This is a genomic window from Parazoarcus communis (assembly GCF_003111665.1).
GTDB lineage: Bacteria > Pseudomonadota > Gammaproteobacteria > Burkholderiales > Rhodocyclaceae > Parazoarcus > Parazoarcus communis_B.
In genome coordinates this window covers 1,180,618-1,204,054 of sequence record NZ_CP022188.1, presented here as the reverse complement: position 1 = coordinate 1,204,054, position 23,437 = coordinate 1,180,618, and the positions used below count along the sequence as shown (strand labels likewise).

General features: G+C 60.3%; 15 protein-coding genes. 12 read left to right on the top strand and 3 right to left on the bottom strand.

Features of this window, described 5'->3' with window-relative positions; translation table 11 throughout:
- The first annotated feature begins 59 nt into the window (after window positions 1–59).
- The 5 genes from CEW87_RS22555 to drmC are packed head-to-tail and all read left to right on the top strand — an operon-like array spanning window position 60 to window position 11,890.
- Window positions 60–3,107, top strand: a complete 3,048-nt coding sequence (locus CEW87_RS22555) for an Eco57I restriction-modification methylase domain-containing protein (RefSeq protein WP_108971791.1) — start codon at window positions 60–62, stop codon at window positions 3,105–3,107.
- Window positions 3,104–5,245, top strand: coding sequence for a KAP family P-loop NTPase fold protein (locus CEW87_RS05490; protein ID WP_108971790.1), 2,142 nt, complete (start codon window positions 3,104–3,106; stop codon window positions 5,243–5,245). Before CEW87_RS22555 ends, CEW87_RS05490 begins: the two co-directional genes overlap by 4 nt.
- A 12-nt stretch (window positions 5,246–5,257) precedes the next feature.
- The gene (gene drmA / locus CEW87_RS05485; RefSeq protein WP_108971789.1) at window positions 5,258–9,265 is read left to right on the top strand and encodes a DISARM system helicase DrmA; all 4,008 of its coding nucleotides are present in this window, start codon (window positions 5,258–5,260) and stop codon (window positions 9,263–9,265) included.
- Between the two features lie 2 nt (window positions 9,266–9,267).
- On the top strand, window positions 9,268–11,127 hold the full coding sequence (gene drmB, locus CEW87_RS05480; protein WP_108971788.1) for a DUF1998 domain-containing protein: 1,860 nt from the start codon (window positions 9,268–9,270) through the stop codon (window positions 11,125–11,127).
- A gap of 1 nt (window position 11,128) precedes the next feature.
- Window positions 11,129–11,890: a DISARM system phospholipase D-like protein DrmC gene (gene drmC / locus CEW87_RS05475; RefSeq protein WP_108971787.1), complete on the top strand. Its 762-nt coding sequence runs from the start codon at window positions 11,129–11,131 to the stop codon at window positions 11,888–11,890.
- A 424-nt stretch (window positions 11,891–12,314) separates the two neighbouring features.
- Here drmC and gyrB read toward each other — a convergent pair whose 3' ends face one another.
- From gyrB to dnaA, 3 genes are all read right to left on the bottom strand, one after another.
- On the bottom strand, window positions 12,315–14,816 hold the full coding sequence (gyrB, locus tag CEW87_RS05470; RefSeq protein WP_108976959.1) for a DNA topoisomerase (ATP-hydrolyzing) subunit B: 2,502 nt from the start codon (window positions 14,814–14,816) through the stop codon (window positions 12,315–12,317).
- A 93-nt stretch (window positions 14,817–14,909) separates the two neighbouring features.
- Window positions 14,910–16,016, bottom strand: coding sequence for a DNA polymerase III subunit beta (gene dnaN / locus CEW87_RS05465; protein ID WP_108949907.1), 1,107 nt, complete (start codon window positions 16,014–16,016; stop codon window positions 14,910–14,912).
- Between the two features lie 44 nt (window positions 16,017–16,060).
- The gene (dnaA, locus tag CEW87_RS05460; protein WP_199917124.1) at window positions 16,061–17,533 is read right to left on the bottom strand and encodes a chromosomal replication initiator protein DnaA; all 1,473 of its coding nucleotides are present in this window, start codon (window positions 17,531–17,533) and stop codon (window positions 16,061–16,063) included.
- Window positions 17,534–17,859: 326 nt separating this feature from the next.
- Here dnaA and rpmH point away from each other — a divergent pair, with 326 nt between their 5' ends.
- From rpmH to CEW87_RS05425, 7 genes are all read left to right on the top strand, one after another.
- Window positions 17,860–17,994, top strand: coding sequence for a 50S ribosomal protein L34 (gene rpmH / locus CEW87_RS05455; RefSeq protein WP_002926183.1), 135 nt, complete (start codon window positions 17,860–17,862; stop codon window positions 17,992–17,994).
- A 49-nt stretch (window positions 17,995–18,043) separates the two neighbouring features.
- Window positions 18,044–18,358: a ribonuclease P protein component gene (gene rnpA, locus CEW87_RS05450; protein ID WP_332871114.1), complete on the top strand. Its 315-nt coding sequence runs from the start codon at window positions 18,044–18,046 to the stop codon at window positions 18,356–18,358.
- A 129-nt stretch (window positions 18,359–18,487) separates the two neighbouring features.
- Window positions 18,488–20,131 (top strand): membrane protein insertase YidC, encoded by a 1,644-nt coding sequence (gene yidC / locus CEW87_RS05445; RefSeq protein WP_108971785.1) that lies wholly within the window; start codon window positions 18,488–18,490, stop codon window positions 20,129–20,131.
- Window positions 20,103–21,461, top strand: coding sequence for a tRNA uridine-5-carboxymethylaminomethyl(34) synthesis GTPase MnmE (mnmE, locus tag CEW87_RS05440; protein WP_108971784.1), 1,359 nt, complete (start codon window positions 20,103–20,105; stop codon window positions 21,459–21,461). Before yidC ends, mnmE begins: the two co-directional genes overlap by 29 nt.
- Before the next feature lie 127 nt (window positions 21,462–21,588).
- On the top strand, window positions 21,589–21,861 hold the full coding sequence (locus CEW87_RS05435; protein ID WP_108971783.1) for an oxidoreductase-like domain-containing protein: 273 nt from the start codon (window positions 21,589–21,591) through the stop codon (window positions 21,859–21,861).
- A 128-nt stretch (window positions 21,862–21,989) separates the two neighbouring features.
- Entirely contained in the window at window positions 21,990–22,652 is a 663-nt protein-coding gene (locus CEW87_RS05430; protein ID WP_234421680.1) for a methyltransferase domain-containing protein, read from the top strand.
- On the top strand, window positions 22,646–23,425 hold the full coding sequence (locus tag CEW87_RS05425) for a sulfite exporter TauE/SafE family protein (RefSeq protein ID WP_420094130.1): 780 nt from the start codon (window positions 22,646–22,648) through the stop codon (window positions 23,423–23,425). Before CEW87_RS05430 ends, CEW87_RS05425 begins: the two co-directional genes overlap by 7 nt.
- The last annotated feature ends 12 nt before the right edge of the window (window positions 23,426–23,437 follow it).

The following is a 23,437-nucleotide window of genomic DNA, read 5'->3' as shown; positions in this document are numbered from 1 at the left end:
AAAACGTTGGACTCCATTTTTTTCAGCCTACCTCAGTCACTGATGCACTCGGCGAACAAGTGCGCCGCGCCGTCGAAGTGTTGATCCAAACGCTCGACAAGGCCGATCAGGATCGCAACCGCGAGCTGCTGCACGACGTCAAGGAACCCGAGCTGTACGAGGCCGCGCTCACGGTGATGATGCGCTTGGTGTTCCTGCTCTCCGCCGAGGAGCGTGGCCTGCTTTTGATGGGCGACGAACGCTACGAGGCCAACTATGCGCTCTCCACCTTGCGCATGCAGTTGCGCAAGGAATCCGAAGAAATCCTCGAGCGCCGCTGGGACGCGTGGTCGCGCTTGCTGGCGATCTTCCGCGCGGTGTTCGGCGGCATTGAGCACGAGAATCTGCGCCTCCCGGCACTGGGCGGCTCGCTATTCGATCCCGACCGTTTCCCGTTCCTCGAAGGTCGGGCCAAAGGCTCCAACTGGCGCAGCGATGCCGCCAAGCCACTGCCCATCGACAACCGCACCGTGCTGCTGTTGCTGGAGGCCATTCAGCAATTCCAGGGTCGCACGCTTTCATACCGCGCACTGGATGTCGAACAGATCGGTTACGTGTATGAAGGTCTGCTCGAGCGCACCGTCAAGCGCACCGATGAAGTCACATTGGAACTGGATGCCACCAAGAGCGCCAAGACACCATGGGTAAAGCTGGCCGAGCTGGATTCGGCGCGTTTGGATGGCGCTGCGCGGTTGGCCGAGTTGCTGCAAGAACGCTCTGGCAGTTCTGCCAGTCGGGTGCGCAATGATCTGGCCAAGCCCGTCGATGACACCTTGGCGGATCGCCTGCTGACCGCTTGCCAAGGCGATACCAAACTCCGCGATCGCGTCAAACCCTATGCCCATCTGCTGCGCACCGACCCATGGGGCTATCCGCTGGTCTATCCCGCAGGTGCCTTCATCGTCACCACCGGTTCCGACCGCCGCGAATCCGGCACCCACTACACCCCGAAATCGCTGACCGAAGCAATCGTCGCCGAGACGCTCACGCCAGTGGCCTATGTCGGCCCGGCAGAAGGAGCGCCGCGTGATCGCTGGGTGCTGAAATCTCCCGCCGAACTGCTCGACCTCAAGATCTGCGATCCGGCCATGGGTTCGGGAGCCTTCCTGGTGCAGGCCTGCCGCTGGTTGTCTGATCGCCTCGTCGAGGCATGGTCACTGGTCGAGACAACGGGCAAAACCGTGAGCGTGGATGGTGAAGTTCTGGATGCCGGAGTGGCCAAGGAGCCTCTACCCCGCGACGGCGAGGCGCGCACGGTGATCGCGCGCCGCCTCATCGCCGAGCGCTGTCTGTACGGCGTCGATTTGAACCCGCTCGCAGTCGAACTGGCAAAGCTATCCATCTGGCTGGTGACGCTGGCCAAGGAGCGTCCTTTTGGCTTCCTCGACCATAACTTGCGCAGCGGCGACAGCTTGTTGGGCATTCACCGGCTGGATCAGCTCACCGAACTTTCAATGACGCCAGCCCGCCAGGGCCAGCTACGTCTGTTTGGTCAGAACATTAAAAAGGCAGTGCTTGAGGCTATTGAACTGCGCTCACGCCTTCGCACCACACCCATCCGCGACATCCGCGACGTGGAAACCATGGCATATCTCGACGCCGACGCACGCAGCAGGCTCAAAGTGCCAGAATGCATCGCCGACGCGTTCATTGGGGAAGTGTTCGCGGCGGGCGGCAGTGGCGCGAAACTCGAAAACGCACTTGCTTCGTTGAGCGCCCATGCCGAGCAGGTGGCTGGTGGTGATCAGGAATCACTTGCGTCGATGCGTCGAACAGTCGCCATCACTCTTTCTGCCGACCTTCCTTTCGGAAGACCGGCACGACAGCCATTTCACTGGCCACTCGAATTTCCAGAAGTCTTTGATTCTTCTGCACCGGGATTTGATGCGACTCTTGGAAATCCTCCGTGGGGCGCCTCGCTATCAGAAGCAGACACTCAACATCTGAAGAGAAGTTATCCAAACTCCGCCTACAAGCTGATTAATTCGTTCAAGTTCTTCATTGAGCGAATGGATCAGATCACCGCCAATGCAGCGAAGACGTACTCGTTTCTTGTTCCGTCCAGCCTGCTCGAACATATTGGGTGTAGAGATAACAGGGCGCTTTTGCTGAGTCGCTCACCAATCATGTTCATTGATTGTGGAGACGGGATGTTCAACGGCGTAACGCAGTCCTGCTGCTTCGGAGTTATCAATAAGCGCGCTGCCTCGGACGAGCATCCTGTAGTCCTTGGTACGTTTGAAGGGTACTGCAAGACCGAAGCAACACGGCGGGATAGCGACTGGACCGTCAAGACAATCCAGGAAATAAAAGGACGAAAAAACTCCGTCCTCAGCCACGGTGCCGATGTGAAGCACATCAACAGCGGCGCGTCCGTGCCGCTGGTCGAGTTGGCCGATGTTTTTGATAGTGGCATTGATTATTCGAGGGCGGCGCTAGGAAATGCTGTCTTCTATTCAGATCAGGCTGCGGAAAATCTCTCCGACTACAAAGTCCTGCGGGGTAGGAATATCGGAAAATATTCGTTGGAGTTTGAGGGAATATGGCTCCGCAATAACTGGAGGGACATCCAGCAAGAACACATCGCAACTGATTCAAAAAGTCGCCTCAAGGTCAACGAGAAGGCTTATGTTGTGTCTCCCAAGATACTTGTCAGACAAACAGGCGATCAGATCATCGCCACTGTGGATACCGGCCGTTTCTTTCATCAAAAATCCCTTCTTTGCATCATCCCCAAGGCCGGGGTATCCGCATACTTCCTCTGCGCTATTCTGAACCACCCCAAGATGACTGAGATCTATCGGGGCATGACCATGCAGTCTGGCAAGGTGTTTTCTCAGGTCAAGAAGAATTTTCTGGAACAGCTACCGATACCTTCTTCATTCGACCCCAGCCAGAAAGAACGCATTGCAGGACTTGCTGAAAAGCTCATCAATACCCATGACCAAGATGACAAGGCAAAACTATTGGCTCAACTTGAAAATGAAGTAGTCAAAGGCTTTGTTGAAAGTGAAGCAGCGATTCTTCAGTCCACGCTCCGAGACACCCATCACGAGGAGATGCAATGACTGCACTCTCCGCCGATCGCCCCAGCTCAAACCCGCAGGACGATCTGTTCGGGCACGCACCGTTCGCCGAAAGCCTTGCTAATAGCATTTGTCGCTACCCGGGCAATGATGGCTTGGTGCTGGCCCTCTATGGCCCGTGGGGTTCGGGGAAATCCACTGTACTGAGCTATGTAGGGCACTTCCTGGAACAGCGCCCGGAAGCTGAACAGCCTGTCATTGTGACCTTCAATCCATGGTGGTTCTCTGGGCAGGAAAACTTGGCTCGGGCCTTTCTGGGTCAGCTGCAGGCCGTACTGCCTGCCAAGAATACGAAGTTCAAGAAGTTGGGCGATCTGCTCGGAAATTTTGCCGAAGGGGTTGGTGGCCTGATCGACCTGAGCGGCATGACCGGCGGTGCTGGCAGCAAGATTGGCAAGTTGATCGGCATGATCACCAAGCGCAAACCGAAAGATGTGCCAGCGCTCAAATCAGAGATCAGCCAGATTCTGCGGGATGCACAAACTCGGATTTTGGTCATCATTGATGACATCGACCGGTTAACGCCCGAAGAAACTCGTCAGCTATTCACCGTCATCAAGGCGTTAGCCGACTTCCCCAACGTCGTCTACTTGCTCGCCTTTGATCGCGAGGTCGCTGCACAGGCCATCGAACAGCAGAGTGGTATGCCGGGCGAGCGCTATCTGGAGAAGATCATTCAGGTTCCGTTCGAGTTGCCACCGGTCGATCGGGTGGCTTTGCGGGCAGCCTTGTTCAAGCGCCTCGATGAGATTCTTGGTGACACCCCAGACGGTCTGTTCGATCAGTCCTATTGGACGAATGCCTTCCACGATGGCATTGATCCGCTGATTCAGGTTCCGCGTGATGTCGTCCGTTTCACGAACACATTGGCCGTGACCTATCCGGCGGTACGCGGCGAAGTGAACCCAGTCGACTTCATCGCACTAGAGGCGCTTCGCGTCTTCCAGCCCAGCCTGTACGACGTCATCCGCACGAATCAGGACAAGTTCTCAGGCCACAGTCGCGACAACCGGTATGACGGCGATCAAAAAGCGATAGCAGCCTTCCACGAGCAATGGGCGCAAGCACTGCCAGAGTCGCTGCGTTCGAGCACAAAAGCACTGCTTGAACGCATTTTTCCGAAAATTGGACAAATGGGCTACGGAGCCGATTGGTTGACGCAATGGCGGAGGAGTCTTCGCGCTTGCCATCCCGATGTGTTCCCCACTTACTTCCGAATGACCGTTCCTCCTGGCGCAGTCCGCCGCAGCGAAATGCTGACGCTATTGAGCTTGGCAGAAACGCCAGCCGCATTGGGCGATGCGCTGGTTCAAGCTACGAGTGAGAAGCGCCCCGATGGCCTGTCAAAAGCACGGGCTTTGCTTGAACGGCTGATGGATCACGTTGAAGAGGACATCCCCGATGAGCACATCCCGGTGGTCATCGGTGTGCTCTTTGATGTCGGCGACTCGCTTGTGCTCGACAGCGATGAACGCGGTTCCTTCGATTTTGGCAACGAATCACGCGTCACACGCGTGGTGTATCACCTTCTCAAACGAGTCGACCGAACGCAGCGGCATGACCTGCTCAAGACTGCTATAGACCAAGGCCGTTCCCTCGGAGTCCAGCGCTATTTGATTGCAGCACTGTCCGACGAGGTTAAGAAGGAGTCCGAGGGTGGCGAAGAGGCGCTGGTTGACACAGCCACACTTGATGATCTGAAAGTCTGCTGGCTTAACGGCTTGAAAACTAAACTCAGTCAGAGCGAATTGCTGGCGCATTCGCAACTTGCTCGCCTATTGGCCGCATGGTGTCTCTGGGGTGACAAAGCCGAAGCAAAGGCATGGTGTGAAGCAGCCACTTCTAAAAATGATGGTCTTCTGACCTTCTTGACCAAATTCTGCTCGCACACGCGCTCGCAGACGGTGGGGGATTGGGCCGTGCGCCTCCAGCCACGCTTGAATCCCGCTTGGCTGGGTCAATACATCGATACCACAGCATGCGCGCAGCGCTTGATAGACCTGCGGCAGGCAGGTGCCATTCCGAACACGGCAATCGAAGCCGTTGACCAGTTTCTGAAAGAGTTCGAGATGCTCAAGGCTGGCAAGAATCCTGATGGCGTTGGCGCATTTGATGATTGACGGGGAGCACGCATGACAGATAACAACAAACCTAGCAAAGCGCCCAATGCATGGATCGCCATTGATCATGGCCTTGCTGCCGATCTCACGCTGGCACCGTACACACTGCGGCTGAAGGGTGAGCGTTCGCTGTACCAAGCCATCGCCGATGACGATTGGGTGTTGATCCTGAACGCTGCTGGCCACATCACGCGGGTCGGGCGGGTACTGCGGGTTCGTTCCGATCTGGAGACCACCACACTCTACTTCGACCGCATGCTGTTGGTCGATCCGGCTGTTCCGATTGGCCTTGTATCGCTCACCCCGCCTTCGTCCGGCAGCGTTGGCCGAATTCAATGGACGGACTTTCTGGAGTCACTCCCCAAGGCGTTGCACAAGACCATCGCCGAAGTGCCGACCATCGAGGATCAGGCCTATATCCGCGAACTGCTGCAACTGGCGGTGATGGACGACTTACTCGGGCCCGCTGGCGGCCCTCGTGAACGCATCGTTGACATGGGTGTGCGGGATCGCTACCTGGTTGGCAAACTGGCCCCACGTGAGGCCGCACAGGGCGGTATCGAGGGACTGGACGGGCCACTGGCCAATGACGACGCCGAAGAGCCTACGGAGGCCAAGGTTCCCGGACGGCACGAGCCCGGTGCGGAGTTTGGAACGGCCACCGGGCGTGTGGAGCCGGAATCGGATTCGGCTGACGAGATCGATGCCGCCAGCAACCAGTCTCTGGTGCCCAGCAGCCTCGGCATGACCTTCTGCGTGGATGGTGACGCCGACCGGATCGAGATCGAAGCGCGCTGGGGTCGGTATGAGCGCAGCGACGAGCACGAGATATTCCGCACCCGCAAGAACAAGGAAACCGGTGCCGAGGTGCAGACCAAGGCCAAAGTCTGGCAACGCATTCCCTGTGGCGGCAAGATCGTGCTGCCGCTGACCGAAGGCGTGATTCCACATCAGGCACCCGACAGCGAGTTTCCCGAAGTGCGCGTGCAGGGCTCCATCCGGGCCAAGAATGCCAATGGCGATCGGCTGGTCACGCTGTTTCTGGTGAACGCACAGGAAGAACCGGACACCAACCGCGATACGGCATGGGTGTTCCAGCCCGAGCTGATCGTTCGTTCGGAGAAGGATGCCGCCAAACGCGCCATCTTCCGGCGCAGGCCGGTGCTGGATGCCGACGGAATGGACCCGGAGCGCGAAGCACTGGAGATGATCTACCGTAACCGCGTCGAATTCGCCGTAGGCCATGGCGTTGCCGTCCATGCCGAAACCGCAGACGACGTGACGCTGGCCACCGAGGTGCGCACCACGGTGATGCCACAGTACGAGGTGCAGGTAACGGAGACACCCGGCCTCGATCCATCCGATCGCCCGGCGATGCGCGAGATGGTCAGCAGTGGCTTGCTGGATATGCAGCGATTGGCGACCTTGGACATCGATCCGCTGGTCGATGCCTTGAGCATGCTGACCAAGGACTACGCCGCGTGGATCGATGAACAGCGCGCTCGCGTCGGGGCTGAAGTGACCGGCTACGACACCCAGTCGCAACAAGCGATGGACCGTTGCCAAGAGATCCACTCACGCCTGCAGCAGGGTATCGACACGCTGAAAGCCGATGAGAAAGCGCTTGCGGCCTTTCGCTTCGCCAACCGGGCGATGGCCACGCAACGCGTGCGCAGCCAATATGCGCTGGCCATGCGCCGGGGCGAAGATGTCACCCTCGACAAGTTCGATGTGCTGAAGAACCGCAGCTGGCGTCCATTCCAGTTGGCGTTTCTGCTGCTCTCGATTCCATCACTGGCCGACCCGAGTCATCCGGATCGCGTCCAGCCCGTCGAGGCCTATGCCGATCTGCTGTGGTTCCCCACTGGTGGCGGTAAGACCGAGGCCTATTTGGGCGTTGCGGCCTTCACCATGGCTATTCGGCGCATGCAGGGCAATCTCGGCGGCTACGACAGCTCACGCGGTTTGGCCGTGATCATGCGCTACACGCTGCGCCTGCTGACGCTCCAGCAGTTCCAGCGCGCCACGGCATTGATTTGCGCCATGGAAGTGTTGCGTCGAGAGGCGCTGGACAAGGGTGATAAATCCCACGGCACGGAGCCCTTCACCATCGGCCTCTGGGTTGGCAACAAGGTGACACCGGGCACGACCGAGGACAGCCACCGCGCCATCGAGGATGTACGTAACCCGGGCAAATACAACGCCGGAGCGGCATCGCCCGCGCAGCTCACCAGTTGCCCATGGTGCGGCTCGGAAGTGGCCCCCGGACGGGATGTGGAAGTCGACAAAGGCTCTGGCCGCACCTTCGTCTACTGCGGCGATAAGAAAGGCCGCTGCGACTTCTCCAAGGGCAAGTCCAGCAAGCAGCCCCATCCGGGGATTCCGGTGCTGGTCGTGGACGAAGAGATCTACCACCGCCCACCCAACATGATGATCGCCACCGTGGACAAGTTCGCCATGATGGCGTGGCGTGGTCAGGTGCGCACACTGTTTGGTCGCGTGGGGCAGGAATGCGAGCGCCACGGCCTGCTTTGGCAAGGAGCCGATTGCAATGGCAATCACCAAGCGGGCAAGGGCTTTCCTTCCTCGAAGGTGAAGGCCATCAACCCGATACGTCCGCCCGACTTGATCATTCAGGATGAGTTCCACCTGATCAGTGGGCCGCTGGGCACCATGGTGGGCTTGTATGAGACAGCCGTGGATGAACTGTGCGGCTGGACGCTTGATGGCAAGACGGTCAAGCCGAAGATCATCGCCTCTACGGCAACGGTGCGCAAAGCCAAGGAGCAAGTGAACAACGTCTTCATGCGTCGCGTTTCGGTGTTTCCACCGCACGGTCTGGACGTGGAAGACAACTTCTTCTCGGTGCAACGCCCGATCGAAGAAAGGCCGGGACGGCGTTACCTCGGGGTGTGCTCGCCCGGCAGTTCGCGACCCGCGATGCTGATCCGCGTGTACACCGCGTTCCTGACGGCAGCACAGGAGCTGTTCGATCACTTTGGCGAGCCTGCCGACCCGTACATGACCATGGTCGGTTACTTCAACTCCCTGCGTGAGCTGGGCGGCATGAAGCGGCTGGCAGAGGACGATGTGCAGACACGTTCCTACCGTGTGCAGATGAGCATGGTGGAACGGCCCGCACTGGCACAACGCAGCATCAGCAACATTCGCGAGCTGACGTCGCGGGTATCGAGTCAGGACATTCCAAAGTACCTCGACAACCTGGAGGTCAAGTTCAAGTCCGAGTTCGACACTGCCACCGGCAAGTATGTGACCCGCTGGCAGGAAGGTGACACGCGCGCCATCGATGTGGTGTTGGCGACGAACATGCTGTCAGTGGGTGTCGACGTGAACCGACTCGGCCTGATGGCCGTGAACGGACAACCCAAGGGCACCGCCGAATACATTCAGGCCACCAGCCGTGTCGGGCGTTCTTTCCCGGGCTTGGTCTGCACGGTGCTGACCTGGGCCAGACCGCGTGACCTGTCGCATTACGAAACATTCGAGCATTACCACGCTACGTTCTACAAACACGTCGAGGCGCAATCGGTAACGCCATTCTCGCCACGCGCGATGGATCGTGGCCTGACGGGGTCGCTGTTGAGCCTGATGCGTCTGGAGAACGACGAATTCAGCCCGAACGAAGGCGCTGGCCAACTGAGTATGTCCAATCAGGCCGAGATCATTGATGCCATCAAGGTATTGGCGACTCGCGCGGGCAATGTCGCCGAAGACAACGCGCGTAAGCAGTTGGCCGAGACTGAACTGAAAGAGCGCGCCGACGAATGGGCGAAAGAAGTCAGCAAGGGTGGACGCATCTTGGCCTATGAGAAACGTGGCCCCGAAAAAGACAAGACCGTTGCATTGATCAAGTCCCCAGGACTTCAAGCCTGGGACAACTGGACCGTGCCGATGTCGATGCGGGAGGTCGAGCCCGGCGTGCGTCTGATCATGAATACGAGCCATATCACGGACGATCACGATTGGAAGCCTCGTCCCGCAACGAAGGATGAGGATTGAACATGATCATCAACAACAAAACGCCAGTCGGCGAAGTACGCCCCAGCCAATTGCTGTGGACTTATGGCCCCGGTGCGCTGATCGACCTGCCCAGCCTTTCCGTCGTAACGCTCGGTATCGACCGCTGGGAAAAGGATCGCTGCCAGCCGATTCAAGAGGCGAGGCTGCTCGCTGCCGTTCGAAAGGTTCTGGGAACGCAGGTCGAAAACTTGCGGATGCCGCCATTCCAGAAAAGCGAACTCGTCGATGTCTGGTCTGCCGAGGCCAATATCGGCGTTCCCGTCCGGCCATTCCCGCGCTGGATGCGCTGCGTGAAATGCGGCCTGCTATCGCCCTTTGATGCCGGTCTGTTCGAGATCAAGGAGAACCGCTTCAGGCCGGAGCGAACCCGCTTCGTTCACAAAGGCTGCCGTGGTTCCAAAGGCGACCAACCGGCCAAGGATGCCGATGCTGTCCCCGCCCGTTTTCTGCTGGCCTGCCGCGACGGGCACCTCGACGATTTCCCTTGGCACTACTTCGTCCATGGTGGCAACAGTTCGTGCAAGGGCACGCTGCGTTTCTTCGAGAGCGGCGCATCGCTGCAAACCGAAAACCTGTGGGTGAAGTGTGATGCCTGTGGTGCATCGAGAAGCATGGCGCACGCATTCGGCAAGGCAGGCAAAGAGAATCTGCCGGGTTGCCGAGGGCGTCATCCCCACTTGGATCACTTCGAGAATGAATGTGATGAAGAGGCTCGCGCAGTTCTGCTGGGGGCCACGAATAGCTGGTTCCCCATCACGCTCTCGGCGCTCGCGATTCCTCAGACCAAAGACCCGCTCAGTCAATTGATCCAGGATGGCTGGGAGTTTTTCGAGGATCTCGATTCCGAAGCCGAGGTGTCGGTGACGGTGAAGACCTTGAAGAAGACCGGGGCGTTGCCTGGAATCGACAAGTACGCTGCAGCCGCGATCTGGGCGGCCATTGAGGCGCATCGCTCCGGTGGCGGGCAGGAGGTCGTGGGTGAGGCCGACATCAAAGGGCCCGAGTGGGATGTGCTGACCGAGGCCAACCCGCCCACGGACTACCCGCACTTCATGAGCAAGAAGGTCGGCACGCCACCGGGACTCGGTGGCCATATCAGTCGAGTCTTGCTCCTCGAGCGTTTGCGCGAGGTGAATGCGCTGCTGGGTTTCACTCGGGTCGAAGCCCCCGAAGAGTCTGGCGACCCCAGTGAGCGTCCGCAGATGGCCAGCCTGTCACGCAGCAAGCCGGATTGGGTGCCGGCCAACCAGGTTCATGGTGAAGGGATCTTCATCCAGTTCGATGAGGCTGCGCTCGTCAAGTGGGAAGCTCTGGATGGCGTGAAGAAGGTCGACCAGATGCTCCGTGGTGGTCATAGGGGATGGCGCAATTCGCGTCATCTTGACCCGAAGGAAGGCTACCCCGGCATTCGCTATGTAATGCTGCACACCCTTTCTCATTTGCTGATTCGTGAACTGGCGCTGGAGTGCGGATACAACGCTGCGAGCATTCGGGAGCGCATCTATGCCGATACATCGGGCGACAGCCCGCAGGCGGGTATCCTCATCTATACCGCAGCAGCAGATTCTGACGGCACGCTGGGTGGCCTTGTCGACCTCGGGAAGCCAGAAAACCTTGGTCGCCTGCTGGAGCAAGCATTGAATCGTTCGAAGATCTGCTCATCAGATCCGCTTTGCTCGGAACATGACCCCGAAAAAGACCGCTCATTGCATGGGGCTGCTTGCCATGCGTGCTCTCTAGTGGCGGAGACCTCTTGCGAGCGGGGCAATCGCTATCTGGATCGATCGCTGCTCATACCAACACTCGAACGCGCCGACGCTGCTTTCTTCAAGGGGTTCTGACATGGATGAACTCTTGGATGCCATTGCAGCCTTGGTCTCTCTGGTCTCACCTGAGAAGGTGCAGGCCATTGCCGCCCGCGTTCGTCGAACTAGTGCCAGCAAGGCTGCGACGGCTTTGCCGAGTGTGGTCGGAACTCCGCTGGCCAGCACCGTTGTCGAGCAGCTTGCGGCAGCCTGGCAAAACACCAAGGTTGGTTCAGACGAACTGGCATCAATGCTTATCGCTGCCAGTCACGTTTACGCCAAAGCCGCGTCTGAGCAATCCACCGAACTCGTGTGGACGGGCCCAACGACGCCGTTCGTATCGGCGCGTAGAACAGAGCAGGCGCTGCTGCAGGTCATCAACTCAGCAGAACAGTCGTTGTTCATTACCAGCTTCGTGGCCTACGACGTGTCCACCATCGTCAAGGCCCTGAACGCGGCGAATGATCGCGGTGTGACCATCTCAATGCTACTCGAGTTGTTTCAAGATCATGGTGGCAGCATCACTTTCGACGCGATAGGCAAAATGAGGACTTTGGTTCCGGCCGCCAATCTCTATGCCTGGCGCGACAAGGCCGACCCGTTTTCCGACGGCCGCGTCCACGCCAAAGTTGCTGTCGCAGACGGCAGGATGTGTTTCATCACCAGCGCGAACCTCACCGGGCACGCAATGGAAAAGAACATGGAGGCTGGTGTGCTGATCTCTGGCGGGCGCATTGCAAAGCTGCTTGATGAACACCTGCGCTCACTCGTCGATACGAAAATAGTCTCTGTTGTGTGAAGCTGCTCCGTATGATTGTTATCCGTAAGTTGCGGGTAATTGAGGACGATGTGAATGACTTAGGAGGCCAGCATGTCACTCATGCCGAATTGCGCAAACCTGCGCCACCTTCTTCAAGGCACCCCTCGCCTCCTTATGTCTTTCGGCAACTTTGGCACGGGTCATTTAGGGGCGTAGATAGCTCGCTTAACCTAGATCAGTACTTCGTGGGTCGTCCGTTGGCCCTCAGAGGCGCGGGCGGCGCTAAGTCGGATGTCTTAATACGATGACGTCTCCGGAACTCAGAAGCCTTATTGTCTGCTGTTTCTACGCAATTTTTAGCATGGAAAAAGGCGGGGAATCCTAGTGGATTCACCCGCCTCTCGCGACCGTCTGCCAGTTTATGCCCGGCAAATTGCCAGTTTATGGTCGCCGCTACAAAACCTCAGATATCGATGTTCTGCGCGTACAGCGCATTGCTCTCGATAAATGCCCTTCTCGGCTCGACGTTGTCGCCCATCAGCGTGGTGAAGATTTCGTCGGCGGCGATGGCGTCGTCGATCTGCACGCGCAGCAGGCGGCGCACCGCCGGGTCCATGGTGGTTTCCCACAGCTGATCGGGGTTCATTTCGCCCAGACCTTTGTAGCGCTGCTTGCTCAGGCCGCGTTCGACTTCGGACAGCAGCCAGGTGATGGCGTCGGCGAAGCGGACGATGGGCTGACGCTTTTCGCCACGGCGGATTTCGGCGCCGGCACCGATGAGGCCGGCGATGGACTCGCTGGCGTTACGGATGGTGCGGTAGTCGCCGGAGACGACGAAGTCGTGCTCGACCCAGCCGAACTTGCGGTTGCCGTGGTGCAGGCGTTCGATGGTGAGGCGCCAGCCTTCGGACTCTTCGTGGTATTCGGCGTAGATCTGCAGGTCTTCCGGCAGATGGGGCTGAATACGGGCGGCGGAGTCGCGCGCAGCGGCTTCGTCCTCGAGGCTGACCGGGAGGTCGTGCGCGAGCATGGCCTGCAGCACTTCGGGGTCGATGTAGCTGGCGAGGCGGCGGATGACGGCTTCGGCCAGCAGGTAGCTGCGGGCGAGGCCGCCGAGGGGCTCGTCGGTGATCAGGTCGGCGTCTGCGCGCGGCAGCAGCACGGCGCCTTCGAGCGCGAGCTTGAGCAGGTGGTTGTTGAGCTCGTGGTCGTCCTTGATGTACATCTCGCTCTTGCCGTGCTTGATCTTGTACAGCGGCGGCTGGGCGATGTAGATGTGGCCGCGCTCGACCAGTTCGGGCATCTGGCGATAGAAGAAGGTGAGCAGCAGGGTACGAATGTGGGCACCGTCGACGTCGGCATCGGTCATCAGGATGATGCGGTGGTAACGCAGCTTCTCGGGCTTGTAGTCGTCCTTGCCGATGCTGGTGCCGAGCGCGGTGATCAGGGTGGCGATTTCCTGGCTCTGCAGCAGCTTGTCGAAGCGGGCCTTCTCTACGTTGAGGATCTTGCCCTTGAGCGGCAGGATGGCCTGGAACTTACGGTCGCGGCCCTGCTTGGCCGAGCCGCCTGCGGAGTCACCCTCGACCAGGTAGAGTTCGCACAGGGCGGGGTCTTTTTCCTGGCAGTCGGCGAGTTTGCCGGGCAGGCCGACGCCGTCGAGGATGCCTTTGCGGCGGGTCATGTCGCGCGCCTTGCGGGCGGCGTCGCGGGCGCGGGCGGCTTCGACGATCTTGTTGCAGATGGTGCGGGCGTCGAGCGGGTTTTCGAGCAGGAAGTCGGTGAGCTTGTTGGCGACCACTTCTTCCACCGCCGGACGGGCCTCGCTTGAAACCAGCTTCATCTTGGTCTGGCTGGCGAACTTGGGGTCGGGCATCTTGACCGACAGCACGCAGGCCAGGCCTTCGCGCATGTCGTCACCGGTGATGTCGACCTTGGCCTTCTTGGCGATCTCGTTTTCTTCGATGTACTTGTTGATGACGCGGGTCATCGCTGCACGCAGGCCGGTGAGGTGGGTGCCGCCATCGGCCTGCGGGATGTTGTTGGTGTAGCACAGCACCTGTTCGGCGTAGCTGTCGTTCCACTGCATCGCGACTTCGACCGACAGTTCGGCATCGTGGCCGGCGCCGGTGGGGATGCGGGTGGTGCCGGCGGCGTAGAACACCGTGGGCTGCAGCACGGTCTTGGTGCGGTTGATGTACTCGACGAAGCCCTTCACGCCACCGGCGAAGGCGAAGTCTTCTTCCTTGCCGGTGCGCTGGTCGAGGAGGCGGATCTTCACGCCGTTGTTGAGGAAGGACAGCTCGCGCAGGCGCTTGGCGAGGATGTCGTAGTGGTACTCGATGGTGCCGAAGATCTCTTCGTCAGCCAGGTAGTGCACTTCGGTGCCGCGCTTGCTGGTGTCGCCGATGACCTTGAGCGGGCTGGTCTCGATGCCGTTGACGACATCGATGAGCCGGTCCTGCGGCACGCCGCGGTTGAACTCCATGAAGTGCTTCTTGCCGTCGCGGCGCACGGTGAGGCGCAGCCACTTGGACAGCGCATTCACGCACGACACGCCCACGCCGTGCAGGCCGCCCGATACCTTGTAGCTGTTCTGGTTGAACTTGCCACCGGCGTGCAGCACGCACATGACGATTTCGGCCGCCGAGCGCTTGGGTTCGTGCTTGTCGTCCATCTTGACCCCGACCGGGATGCCGCGGCCGTTGTCGGTGACGGAGATGGAGTTGTCGGCGTGGATGGTGATGACGATGTCGTCGCAATGGCCTGCCAGGGCCTCGTCGATGGCGTTGTCCACAACTTCGAACACCATGTGGTGCAGGCCGGTGCCATCGGAGGTATCGCCGATGTACATGCCGGGGCGCTTGCGAACCGCCTCCAGGCCTTCGAGCTGCTGGATGCTGGTTTCGTCGTAGTCTTCGTGCGCGATTGCGGACGCGGTGGGCAGATTTTGCGGTTCGGACATGGTCATCTCGGGTGATTCATAAAGAACGTGCCCCCGGTGACGGGGGCAGCGAACCCGGCCAGGCCGGGTTCATGGGGAAGCGACGCGCTTGCTTCAAATGCGCATCGGCATCACGACATACTTGAACTGCTCGTTGCCAGGCAGGGTGATCAGCGCGCTGGAGTTGCCGTCGTTGAAACGCCATTCGATGGTTTCGGACGACAGGTTGTTGAGCACGTCGAGCAGGTAGGTGACGTTGAAACCGATGTCGAGCTTGTCGCCCTGATAGTCGATTTCGAGTTCTTCCTGCGCTTCTTCCTGCTCGGCGTTGGAGCTGACGATGCGCAGGGTGCCGGCTTCGAGCACCAGGCGCACGCCGCGGAACTTCTCGTTGGTGAGAATGGCGGCGCGCTGCAGCGAAGACAGCAGGGTCTGGCGCGGCAGGGTGACGAGGCCGGGGTGGTTCTGCGGAATGACGCGCTGGTAGTCGGGGAACTTGCCGTCGATGAGCTTGGTGACGAGTTCGATGGCGCCAAAGCGGAACACCGCCTGGTTGCCGGCAAGGATGACTTCGAGCGGATCGTCGTTGTCAGCGAGCTGGCGCGACAGTTCGAGCACGGTCTTGCGCGGCAGGATGGTTTCGCAGCGCTGGTTGACCGGGGCTTCGAGTTCGCTGGCCGCGTAGGCGAGGCGGTGACCGTCGGTGGCGACCATGCGCAGCTCGTTGCCGTCGGCGATCAGCAGCAGGCCGTTGAGGTAGTAGCGGATGTCCTGCTGCGCCATGGCGTAGGCGACCTGGGCGAGCTGACGCTTGAAGGTGCGCTGCGGCACGCTGAAGCGGGTGGCGTCGCCATCGGGCAGGTTCATGCGCGGGTAGTCGGCGGCGGGCAGGGTCTGCAGCTGAAAGCGGCTCTTGCCGGCCTTCACCGTGAGGCGCTTGTCGTCAAGGGTGAGATTGACGTCGGTGTCGGGCAGTGCGCGCAGGATGTCCTGCAGCTTGCGCGCGGCCACGGTGATCGAGACGTCTTCACCCCCGGCATTGCCGGCGGTGGTGGTGCGGATCTGGATTTCGATGTCGGTGGCGAGCAGCGTCAGGCGGTCGCCCTGCTTCTCGATCAGCACGTTCGACAGGATGGGCAGGGTGTGGCGCTTTTCGACGATGCCGGCCACGGACTGCAGCGGGGCGAGAAGCGCATCACGGGTGGTGTTGAGCAGGAGCATGGCGTCAGTCTGGTCAGAAAATTGATCGGAAAGTCATTGCTGGCTCAGCCCCGCAGGACCTGGGTGAGCACATGAACATCGTGGTTGAGCTGGTGGTCGCCGAGGCGCAGCTCGGTGATGGTACGACAAGCATGTAGCACGGTGGTATGGTCGCGGCCGCCGAAGGCTTCGCCGATCGCGGGCAGCGACATCGGGGTGAGCTCCTTGGCCAGCCACATGGCGACCTGGCGCGGACGGGCGATGACCCGGGTGCGCTTCTTGGAGTGCATGTCGGCGATCTTGATCTTGTAGTAGTCGGCGACGGTCTTCTGGATGTGTTCGATCGACAGCTGACGGTTGTGCGCGTTGAGCAGGTCCTTGAGCGCGTCCTTGGCCACTTCGAGCGAGATGCCACGACCGTGGAAGCGGGCGTAGGCCACGACCTTGTTGAGCGCGCCTTCGAGCTCGCGCACGTTCGAGCGCAGGTTCTTGGCGATGAGGAAGGCGACGTCGTCGTCCACCGCGACGCGCAGGGCTTCGGCCTTCTTCTGCAGGATCGCGACCCGCATTTCGAGTTCGGGCGGCTCGATCTGCACCGTCAGGCCCCAGTCGAAGCGCGAGATCAGGCGATCTTCCAGCCCCTGGATGTCCTTGGGGTAGGTGTCGCAGGTGATGACGATCTGCTTCTTGGCTTCGGTGAGCGCGTTGAAGGCGTGGAAGAACTCTTCCTGCGTCCGGTTCTTGTTGTTGAAGAACTGGATGTCATCGATGATCAGCATGTCGAGCGAGCGGTAGTAACGCTTGAACGCATCGAAGCTCTTTTGCTGATAGGCGCGCACGACGTCGGCGTAGTAGTCCTCGACGTGCACGTAACGCACCACTGCGCGCGGGTTCTGGCGGAACACCGCATTACCGATGGCGTGCACCAGGTGGGTTTTGCCCAGGCCGACGCCACCGTATACAAACAGCGGGTTGTACGAGGTGCCGGGGTTCTGCGCCACCTGCATGGCAGCGGCGCGGGCCAGATCGTTGGCACGCCCGGTCACCAGGGTATCGAAGGTGAAGTCGGCGTTGAGGCGGGTCTTCTCGTAGGCAAGTTCGGCGCCTGACAAGGGTTCGGGCGACGAACTGCGAATGATCGCCGAGGGGGCCGCCTGTCGCGGCTGTGCCGGTGCGCTGTCTGCCGCCGCCGGGCTGCTTGCGCTCCCCGGTGTCTCGGCGAGCGCTGCGCCGGCAGCCGGCGCCGCATTTGCCACCGGCTTGACCGGCGTGCGTGCCGCGCCGGGTGCAGGCAGCTGCAGGTCGAGTTGCAGGGGCACGCCATGGAATTCTTCGCCGAGCTCGCCGATTCGACGCAGGTAACGCTCACGCACCCACTGCATCACGAAGCGGTTCGGGGCGGTCAGGGTAAGCGTGGGTCCGCCGTCCGCAGCTTCGCCGCAGACGACCTGAAGCGTCTTGATCCAGGTATTGAACTGCTGTTGAGGCAGTTCCTGTTCAAGATGGGCAAGGCAGAAGGGCCAGAAATCCTGATTCACGGAAGGGACGGTTTGTGTTTGCGGCACGGGTCTCGAATGCATACATGCCGCGCCTGCAACACGAGGCGTAGCGGGAGCGACGGCCTTAAGGCCTGTTCTGGGAATAAGCCCGTCGGCGTCAGCACGGAAAAGCGCTGAGTCGTGTGCCGGCGGGTTGGTCAAGAGCGCAATTCTACCCGTCGACGCGAGACTTATCCACAGGCATGCGCATTGAAGTCGTGGAATCGTCGCTGGAGGCTGGTATCCCGAGGGATGTGAATTCCTCTTGACAAACAGGGGGCTATCACATTAAATATATCGTTTGACCTTACCACTGGCAGCCGATCATGAAACGCACTTACCAACCCTCCGTCGTTCGTCGCAAGCGCACCCACGGCTTCCTGGTCCGCATGAAGACCCGTGGCGGTCGTGCGGTCATCCGTGCCCGTCGCGCCAAGGGCCGTCATCGCCTCGCCGTCTGAGGTGATTGACCCCTCGAGCGCTGATCAAGGTTTTCGCAGCGCTCACAGACTGCACAAAACGGATGAATTTTCATCCGTTTTTGCTTTTCGGCGTGCCCTTCGCGGCCGATTCTACATGCTGCATTATCGGCCCAACGGGCTCGACACCGCCCGTCTGGGTGTCGTCGTGGCCAAGAAGCTGGCAAAGCGGGCCAATGTACGCAATCTGGTGAAACGCATCGCGCGCGAAATTTTTCGGCGCCAGCGTACCGACACGCCTGCGTGCGATCTGATCGTGCGTCTGCATGCGCCTGTGGCAACTGCAACGCGAGCCGAGCTCAATCAGGATCTGCTGCAGTTGCTGTCGCGCTTGCCGCGTTTGTGAGCATCGGGCCGTCGATCATGCATGGTTCTTTTCGCCCCGGGGTCAGATTGATGCCGGGCCGCGCTTGTTTTTCTCTCAGGGCGGGTATCATTCCGTTCCCTGACTAACGACCGTACGACCACGAACCCGATGGATCAACGTCGCCTCATCCTACTCCTGGTTTTCTCCCTTTCCCTGGTCATGCTGTGGGACGGGTGGATCAAACATAACCAACCCGCCGCGCCGGCACCTGTTGCCGCCGCCGCCAACTCCGGGGGGGCTTCGGTTCCCACGCCAAGTGCGCTCGCCGCGCCTGGTGCATCGGCACTGCCCGCAACTGCGGCCGCTTCGGCTGCGCCGACGGTGCGTGTGGTCACTGACCTGATGCGTGCCGACGTGTCCGCCGAAGGCGGCAGCATCGTCCGCCTTGAGTTGGTGAAACACAAGTCCACCGCCGATCATGAGCGTGGCTTCCTGTTGTTCGACAACGGCGAGGTTCATCGCTACTCGGCCGAGTCCGGCCTGATCGGTACCGACCTCCCCAATCACCGTACGGTGTTCGCGCTGCCCGAAGGCGAACAGGTGATGAAGGACGGCGAGGACACCCTGGTGCTGCGCCTCGAAGCGCCGGAGCAGAACGGGGTCAAGGTCACCAAGCTGATGACCTTCCATCGTGGCAGCTACCTGGTGAATGTCGATTACGAGATCGCCAATGGCAGCGGCGAACCCGTCTCCGGCCATGCCTACTTCCAGCTCACGCGTGATGGCGAGCCGGCAGAGCAGGTGCAGGCCTTCGGCGTGACAACCTTCACCGGCCCGGCGTTCTACACCGATGCGGCCAAGTTCCAGAAGGTTCATTTCGAGGAGATCGCCGAGGGCAAGGCCAAGTTTGCCAAGACCGCACCCGATGGCTGGGTGGCGATGGTCCAGCATTACTTCGTCAGCGCCTGGTTGCCTGAGGTCGGTGTCGAGCGTGAGTTCTTCGCCCGCAAGGTTGCCAATGGCCTGTACTCGGCCGGCGTGATCCTGCCGGTCGATGCGATTGCACCGGATGCGAGCGGTACGGCGGAGTCCCGCCTGTATGTCGGCCCCCAGGAGCAGGACAAGCTGCAGGACATCGCCCCCGGACTCGATCTGGTGGTCGACTATGGCTGGCTGACCGTGATTGCTGCCCCGCTGTTCTGGGTGCTGTCGTGGCTGCATGACATGCTCGGCAACTGGGGCTGGGCCATCATTCTGGTGACGGTCATGCTGAAGTTGCTGTTCTTCCCGCTGTCCGCAGCCAGCTACAAGTCGATGGCGAAGATGCGCGTTCTCGGCCCCCGCATGCAGCGCATGAAAGAGCTGTACGGCGACGACAAGGCCAAGATGCAGCAGGAGATGATGAATCTCTATCGCACCGAAAAGATCAACCCGCTCGGCGGTTGCCTGCCGATTCTGGTTCAGATCCCGGTGTTCATCGCGCTGTACTGGGTGCTGCTCGGTAGCGTGGAGATGCGTCAGGCGCCCTGGCTGGGCTGGATTCAGGATCTGTCCGCCAAGGACCCGTACTTCATCCTGCCGGTCATCATGGGTGCTTCCATGCTGATCCAGATGAAGCTCAACCCGACGCCGCCGGATCCGCTGCAGGCCAAGGTCATGATGGCAATGCCGATCGTGTTCACCTTCATGTTCCTGTGGTTCCCGTCCGGTCTGGTGCTGTACTGGGTTGTGAACAACATCCTGTCGATTGCACAGCAATGGCAGATTACGCGGATGATCGAGAGTGCCAAGGCCGGCAGCAAGCCCGCCTGACACCATCGCCGCGATTGCAACGGCGCCGGGCCGAGGAGGTGTCGGCGTCGTTCGCGTTTCCGGGGCGGGACTTGCGCCATTTGCGCGCGAACTGACCGGACGCGATCCCCAGCCCCGGCTTGCGGCTTTTAGCCGCTTTCTTGGGGCGAAGGGCGAGCCCATCGACGAAGGGCTCTTGATTTACTTCCGTGCGCCCGCGTCGTTTACCGGCGAGGACGTGATCGAACTGCAGGGCCATGGTGGACCGGTCGTGATGCAGATGTTGCTCGATCGCTGCCTTGCACTGGGCGCGCGACTGGCCGAGCCCGGTGAGTTCACCCGGCGTGCCTTTCTCAACGGCAAGCTCGATCTGGCCCAGGCCGAAAGCGTGGCAGACCTGATCGAGGCTTCTACCGCCGCCGCCGCGCAGTCGGCCGTTCGTTCTCTGTCCGGCCGCTTCTCGCAGGAAATCCATCTTATCAAGGACGCGTTGATCGACTTGCGCATGCTCGTCGAGGCGACGCTGGACTTTCCCGAAGAGGAAATCGACTTCCTCGAAAAGGCCAGGGCCCTGCCGCGTCTGGCCTCGATTCGCGAACAGCTCGAAGGTGTGCTTGACCGTGCACGTCAGGGGGCGCTGCTGCGCAGTGGCCTCAACGTGGTTTTGGCGGGCGCGCCGAACGTCGGCAAGTCGAGCCTGCTCAATCAGCTCGCGGGCGAGGATCGTGCGATTGTCACCGAGGTGGCCGGCACCACCCGCGACGCCTTGCGCGAAACCATACAGGTCGAGGGCATTCCGCTGCACATCATCGATACGGCGGGCTTGCGTGATACCAGTGACGTGGTGGAGCGCATCGGCATCGAGCGCACCCGGCGCGAACTCGAGCGTGCCGATGTGGTGCTGCGCCTCGTCGACGCCGGTCGGCCGGGCGAAACGGAGGGCGGCACGGATATCGATTTGGATCTTCTTCCTGGCGTCGAATGCATCACCGTGATCAACAAGATCGACTTGTGCGATCTTGCCCCGGAACGGACTGAGCACGACGGTCGAGTCGAACTGCGCGTTTCGGCACGGGATGGCCTGGGGATCGATCTGTTGCGCAAGGAGCTTCTGCGGGTGGCGGGGTGGCATGCACATGGCGAAGACGTGATTCTTGCGCGCGAACGTCATCTGCTGGCGTTGCGAGCGGCGCTTGGGCATGTGCGCCTGGCGGCTGATCAGCTTTCAGCGCTTGAGCTTTTTGCCGAAGAGTTGCGACTCGCCGGAGAGCGACTTGGCGAGATTACGGGAGAGTTCTCGGCTGACGATCTCCTGGGGGTGATCTTTTCGAGGTTCTGCATCGGAAAGTGACCGCCGTGCATTCATGATGCGCATGGCATCATGTGCTGCGGCATGCTGCGCATTTCCCGCTTTCCGGCTTCGGCCGCGGTATGCGCGGTGTTCGCCTCCTTCGTTCCTTTTTTCCGATTGGTGATCCATGACCCGACCCGATCCGTTCCTGCGGCCACTGCGTCATGTCGACGATGCGAATCTGGTCGTCGCTGACGTCGAGGCGCTGCTTGCACAAGCGGGCCTGAGTTTTCGGCAGGCACCACCGGTGCCGACAACGTGTTGCGGACGAGGCTGTAACGGCTGCGTGTGGGAAGGCTACTTTTTCGCTTTGCGTTACTGGCGAGAGCAGGCGGCGGAAGTGCTGGCGAGCGCCGCTGCCCGGACTGCTGTCGCGCGTGTGCGACCGGAGACTGAATGATGAACTGGAGTCCGGACCGATATCTCGGTTTTCACGATTTGCGTTTGCGTCCGGCACTCGACCTCATGGGGCGAATCTCCATGACGCCGCCTCGCACCATCGTCGATCTTGGCTGTGGTCCCGGGAATGTGTCTGCGCTGCTGTTGCAGCGCTGGCCCGATGCGGATCTGACAGGAGTTGATCAGTCGACCGAAATGCTGGAGCGCGCTCGCGCGGAGATCCCGCGTGCGCAATGGGTCGAGGCAGATATTTCATGCTGGTATCCGGATGTACCGGTCGACCTGCTGTTTTCAAACGCGGCCTTGCATTGGGTCGGAGATCACCCGGCCCTGTTTGCGCGACTGGCGGCGATGCTTGGGGCTGAGGGCGTTCTTGCGGTGCAGATGCCGGCAAACTTCTCGGCGCCATCACACCGCTTGATCCGGGAGCTTGCGGCCAGCTCCGAATGGGCGGGCGTGTTTGAAGGGGTGCGAATGGGCGAGGTGCTTGAACCCGACGCATATCAGTCGCTGCTTTCGGCGCACTTCGGTGAAGTCGATCTGTGGGAGACAAGCTATTACCAGCGACTTTCCGGAGAGCATGCCGTTTTCGAATGGCTGGCGGGCAGTACGCTGGTTCCGTACTTTGATCGCCTCAGTGAGGCGCAAACGAGAGCGTTTGTTTCGCGGCTGAAACCGATGCTGGCCTCGGCCTATCCTGTCCGACCTGATGGTTCGGTGCTTTTCCCTTTCAAGAGGCTGTTCATGCTTGCGCGTGGGCCTGTACATCGTGTTCCACGTGAAACATGTTAATTGATTCGAATAGTCTGTATCTGGTTCTCGCTATAGGTGCGTTCTGCGCAGGGTTCATCGACGCTGTCGTCGGCGGTGGAGGGTTGGTACAGATTCCGGCTCTGTTTGCGGCTTTTCCTTCGGTGCAGCCCGCCGTGCTCTTTGGTACGAACAAAGTCGCCAGCATCATCGGTACAACGAGCGCAGCCATCCAGTATGGTCGTCGTGTAACCATACCGTGGCGCATCGCCTTGCCGGGGGCGGTCGCCGCGCTGATCGGATCCTGGTACGGCGCAAAGGCCGTGGCCTATATGCCGCCGACAGTGTTGCGTCCCCTCATTCTCGTTCTGCTGATTGTGGTCGCCGGCTATACCTTCATGCGCAAGGATCTTGGGTCCATCTCGCGTGAGGGGCCGCATGATCTCCGGGCGACCCTGACCGCTGCTTCGATCGGACTCGTGCTGGGGTTCTACGACGGATTCTTCGGGCCAGGGACCGGCAGCTTTCTGATCTTTCTGTTCATCCGTTTTCTCGGCATGGACTTCCTTCGGGCGTCGGTCACGGCGAAGATCGTCAACGTTGCAACCAACTTCGCGGCCATCGCCTACTTTGCAAACAACGTCGAGATTCTGTGGAAGCTCGGGCTGCTCATGGCTGCGTGTAATCTTTGCGGCGCTGTCGTAGGCTCACGCACGGCACTTCGTCATGGAACGGGATTTGTGCGTAAGATGTTCCTGGCGGTCGTATCAGTCCTGATCACAAAGCTTGCATACGACACACTTGCAGCCTTGTAGTGCGACGTGTTT